4 protein-coding genes and 1 pseudogene are annotated in these 4,280 nt (G+C 68.7%); 4 read left to right on the top strand and 1 reads right to left on the bottom strand.

Translation table 11 applies throughout. The features are described from left to right. Positions 1–200, top strand: a pseudogene (locus tag Mspo_RS19190) (cell division protein FtsH); the annotation flags it as partial. A 317-nt stretch (positions 201–517) separates the two neighbouring features. Beyond that, on the top strand, positions 518–1,312 hold the full coding sequence (locus tag Mspo_RS19185) for a L,D-transpeptidase (RefSeq protein WP_159732863.1): 795 nt from the start codon (positions 518–520) through the stop codon (positions 1,310–1,312). Here the strand turns inward: Mspo_RS19185 and Mspo_RS19180 are convergent, their stop codons facing one another. Beyond that, positions 1,313–1,576, bottom strand: a complete 264-nt coding sequence (locus Mspo_RS19180) for an acyl carrier protein (protein ID WP_159732861.1) — start codon at positions 1,574–1,576, stop codon at positions 1,313–1,315. Between the two features lie 215 nt (positions 1,577–1,791). Here Mspo_RS19180 and egtB point away from each other — a divergent pair, with 215 nt between their 5' ends. Next, positions 1,792–3,105 carry an ergothioneine biosynthesis protein EgtB gene (gene egtB / locus Mspo_RS19175; protein WP_159732859.1) on the top strand — a complete coding sequence of 438 codons (1,314 nt, stop codon included), beginning with the start codon at positions 1,792–1,794 and terminating at the stop codon, positions 3,103–3,105. 17 nt (positions 3,106–3,122) lie between these two features. Further along, positions 3,123–4,103: an L-histidine N(alpha)-methyltransferase gene (egtD, locus tag Mspo_RS19170; protein ID WP_159732857.1), complete on the top strand. Its 981-nt coding sequence runs from the start codon at positions 3,123–3,125 to the stop codon at positions 4,101–4,103. Positions 4,104–4,280: the final 177 nt, after the last annotated feature.

Raw genomic sequence — 4,280 nt, 5'->3', positions numbered from 1 at the left:
TCGACACTCTGGCGAACGGCCTGCTCGAGTTCGAGACGCTGACCGGCGAGGAGCTGATCGGCCTGCTGCAGGGCAAGACGCCGGTGCGCGAGGATGTCCCGCCGCCGCCGCCGGCGCGCACCTCGCCGACGCCTGTCGCCGACGCCGCGCGCCCCTCGCCCGAGCCCGACGCGGGCGGCCTCGAGCCGCATCCGGTCTGACGAAACGCAGAGCCCGGCCCCGAGCCGGGCTTTTTCGATTCGAGGCGACGCTCCGCAGCGCTGGATTGCTTCGCTTCGCTCGCAATGACCCGCGGGGGGCTCTCCGGCTTCACCGATCGCTCTGCGACGCTTCCGCCGATGCGCCGCCTGTCATAGCCTCTCGGCGAAAATCGGCGCAGGGATCGCGCGCGGCCTGTCACGCCCGCGCCGCCGCTCCATATGCCTTATGCGCGAGGACGCGCACAAGGCGGCCGCCATTCTCTATTTCGCCTTGTTCGTCCTCGACAAAAAGACGTTTGGATCGATCGGATATCGTCATGTCGCTTCGTCTGCGTCTCATCCTCGGCTTCGCCGCCCTGCTCGCCGACGCCGGCGCGGCCGCCGCGCAATATTACTATTGGCCGGATTCGACCTATGGCGCGCCGAGCCGCGCTTTGGGCGATCCGGACGCCGAGGCGCAGCCGCGCCGCCCGCGCGCCCGCGCCCATTGGCCCTTCGACGAAGAGCGCCGCGAGCCGTCCCGCGCGCGGGGCTGGGACAATCGGGAGAGGGACAATCGGCAGGGGGACGATAGAGAGAGGCAGCGCCTCGCCGCTCTGCCGCCCGACGCCGACCCCGATTATTCGACGCCGATCGACTATGACGACGACGTCGACATGCGCCAGACGCGCCGCCGCTTCGTCGCCGATCCGACCTTGGAGAACCCGGGCACGCTGACGATCGACACGCGCGCGCGGCGTCTCTTTCTCTCGCTGGAGGACGGGCGGGCGGTCGAATATGCGATCGGCGTCGGCCGTACGGGCTTCGCCTGGAAGGGCGAGGCGCAGATCGGCCGCAAGGCCTTCTGGCCCGGCTGGACGCCGCCGCCGGAAATGCTGGAGCGCCGTCCCGACCTGCCCGAGCATATGGACGGGGGCTTGAGAAATCCGCTCGGCGCGCGGGCGCTCTATCTGTTCCAGGGGCGGAAGGACACGCTGTTCCGCATTCACGGAACCAATGAGCCGGAGAGCATCGGCCGCGCGGTCTCGTCGGGCTGCATCCGTATGCTCAATGCGGATGTGATCGATCTCTATAAGCGCGTCGCCAAGGGCGCCCGCGTCGTCGTCAGATAATCAGGCGGCGCGCGGACGGGCCTCGGCCTGCTCGAGCTCGCCGAGCAGAGCGGCCATCGTCGCCATCGTCGCCATGCTGCGGCGGTTCAGCATGGACTTCGGAAATTCGACCTCGCGCTCGGCCTCGAGCCGGAGCATCACTTGAATCGCGCAGAAGGGCGAGAGCCCGGCGGCGTAGAGATCGGCCTCGGCCGAAAGGGTCGCGGCGGCGACCGGCAGATTGCCCTTGGCGTCTATGGCGCGGCGGATGGTTTCGATCGACATGGCCGTTGCTCCTCTTTTCGCTCTCTTCGTCGAGCGTGAGAGGAGGTTACGGCCCGCCGCCGCCAGCTTCTGTGCGCGGACGCACGAGCCGCCCGCGAGTGGCGGGCGGGTACGGCGGCGCACGGATTGCCGGCGCGCCGGCGCGGCCTATATGGCGGCGTAGTCGCCGGCGTTTTGCGCCCGACACAGGCGAACCCTCGCGAGGACAAGAGCCGATGGCGACGCTGCCGATGGCGCGACCGGTCTTCGTCTCGCCGCGTGGCGAGCCGCCGAGCGAGACATTGCGCGCGCGCCTCGCCGCGACCCGCGCGCTCACGCTCGCGCTCTCGGCGCCGCTCGGCGCCGAGGACATGGCCGCGCAGGCGATCGAGGAGGCGAGCCCGACCAAATGGCATCTCGCCCATACGAGCTGGTTCTTCGAGACTTTCGTGCTGACGCGCTTTCTGCCCTTTTACGAGCTCTTCGATTCCGCCTTCGGCTATTGCTTCAACTCCTATTACGACTGCGCCGGCGCGCGGCAGCCGCGGCCGAAACGCGGCCTGCTGAGCCGGCCGCCGCTCGAGCGCGTGCTCGCCTATCGCCGCCATGTCGAGGCGGGGCTCGAGCGGCTCTTCGATCAGGGCGTCGCGGCGAAGGGCGAGGCGGCGTCTCTGATCGAGCTCGGCGTGCAGCACGAGCAGCAGCACCAAGAGCTCATGCTCGCCGATATTCTCGCGCTCTTCGCCGCCAATCCGCTGCGGCCCGCCTATCGCGCCGCGCCCCCGCGCAGCCTCGGCGGCGCGGCGGAGCCCCTGCGCTGGATCGGCTACGCCGGCGGGATCGTCCGCATCGGCCGCGATTTGGGCGAGGGCTTTTCCTTCGACAATGAGACGCCGCGCCACGACGCGCTGATCCATCCTTTCGCGATCGCCGACCGGCCGGTGACAAACGGCGAATGGCTCGAATTCGTCGAGGACGGCGGCTATCGCGACCCCTCGCTCTGGCTCTCCGACGGCTGGGCCGCGGTGGAGCGCGAAGGCTGGGAGGCGCCGGCCTATTGGGAGCGGCGCGGCGACGCCTTTCTCGCCATGACGCTCGAAGGATTGCGGTCGCCCGAGCCCGCCGCCCCGGTCGCGCATGTGAGCTTCTACGAGGCCGACGCTTTCGCCCGCTGGACCGGCGCGCGCCTGCCCACGGAATTCGAATGGGAGGCCGTGGCCGCCGAGGAGCCCGTCGCGGGCAATCTGCTCGACGGCGGCGCGCTGCGGCCGACGCCGCCGGCCGAGAGCTTCGAAGGCCATCCGCGCCAGCTCTTCGGCGATGTGTGGGAGTGGACGGGAAGCGCCCATCTTCCCTATCCCTCCTATCGCCGGCCCGCGGGCGCCATCGGCGAATACAACGCCAAATTCATGTGCGACCAGCATGTGCTGCGCGGGGGATGCTGCGTGACGCCGCAAGGCCATATTCGCGCCAGCTATCGCAATTTCCTCTACGCGCGCCAGCGCTGGCTCTTTGCCGGCCTGCGCCTCGCCAGGGATGTGAGCCGATGACGCAGGGATGTGAGCCGATGACGAATGAGATCGACCGCGCCCGGCCCGCCGAGCCGAGAGGCCGCGGCTTCGCGGCGGATGTGCTCGACGGTCTGTCGCGGCCCGAGAAGCGTCTGTCCTGCCTCTATTTCTACGATGCGGTCGGCTGCGATCTATTCGACGAGATCACGCGCCTGCCGGACTATTATCCGACGCGCGTCGAGACGGATATCCTCGCTTCGCATGGCGAAGAGATGCTCGACGGCGCGAGCGAGGAGGCCGCGCTCTTCGAATTCGGCTCGGGCTCGAGCCGCAAGACCGAAATATTGCTCGAGCGCGCGCCGCTTCTCTCCCTCTATGCGCCGATCGACGTCTGCGCCAGCGCGCTCGACAATGCCCGCGCGCGTCTCGCCGCGCGTTTCCCGCATTTGCGCGTCAGCCCGATCGCGGCCGATTTCTCGCGGCCGGTCGCGCTTCCCCGGGATCTCGCCGAGGATCTCGCCGGCCGGCGCCGCATCGGCTTTTTCCCGGGCTCGACGATCGGCAATTTCGCGCCGGAGGAGGCGCGCGGCCTGCTGCTCGCCATGCGTCTCCTGCTCGGGCCGGGCGGCCGGCTCATCGTCGGCGTCGATCTGAAGAAGGAGCCCTCCCGCCTCATCGCCGCCTATAATGACGCGCGCGGCGTCACGGCGGCGTTCAACCTCAATCTGCTGGCGCGCATAAACCGCGAGCTGGGCGGCGGGTTCGATCTGTCGGGCTTCGGCCATCAGGCGATCTATGACGAGCGCGCGGGCCGCGTCGAAATGCGCCTCGTCAGCCGGCGCCGCCAGACGGCGACGATCGCCGGCAGAGACTTCGCCTTTTCGCGCGGCGAGGCGATCCACACCGAGGATTGCTACAAATACGCCGTGGACGAATTTCGCGCGGCGGCGAGCGGCGCCGGCTGGCTTCCGGGCCGCGTCTGGACCGACGCGGAGGCGCTGTTCAGCGTCCATGAGCTGACGGCGCCTTTGCAGTAGCAGGTGAAGTCTCCGATAGGCTCGGCCGGCCCGTTCTGATAGAGCGTTTCCAGCCGAAGCGGACGCCGGTTCGGCGTCGGAAACGCGTGAAAACAAAAGACTAGTGCCTCGCTTCAACGAATTTGAATGGGCTGTCTTTCCGCAGCTGGACGTTTCTGATTCGCTTATGCCATTGAT

The organism is Methylosinus sp. Ce-a6 (genome assembly GCF_009811655.1).
Lineage (GTDB): Bacteria > Pseudomonadota > Alphaproteobacteria > Rhizobiales > Beijerinckiaceae > Methylosinus.
This window is presented reverse-complemented; position numbering and strand designations above follow the sequence as displayed.

Excerpts from the sequence above, each read along its gene's own strand:
- Mspo_RS19180 (WP_159732861.1), bottom strand. The coding sequence starts at position 1,576 with ATGTCGATCGAAACCATCCGCCGCGCCATAGACGCCAAGGGCAATCTG.
- Mspo_RS19185 (WP_159732863.1), top strand. The coding sequence starts at position 518 with ATGTCGCTTCGTCTGCGTCTCATCCTCGGCTTCGCCGCCCTGCTCGCC.
- egtD (WP_159732857.1), top strand. The coding sequence starts at position 3,123 with ATGACGAATGAGATCGACCGCGCCCGGCCCGCCGAGCCGAGAGGCCGC.
- egtB (WP_159732859.1), top strand. The coding sequence starts at position 1,792 with ATGGCGACGCTGCCGATGGCGCGACCGGTCTTCGTCTCGCCGCGTGGC.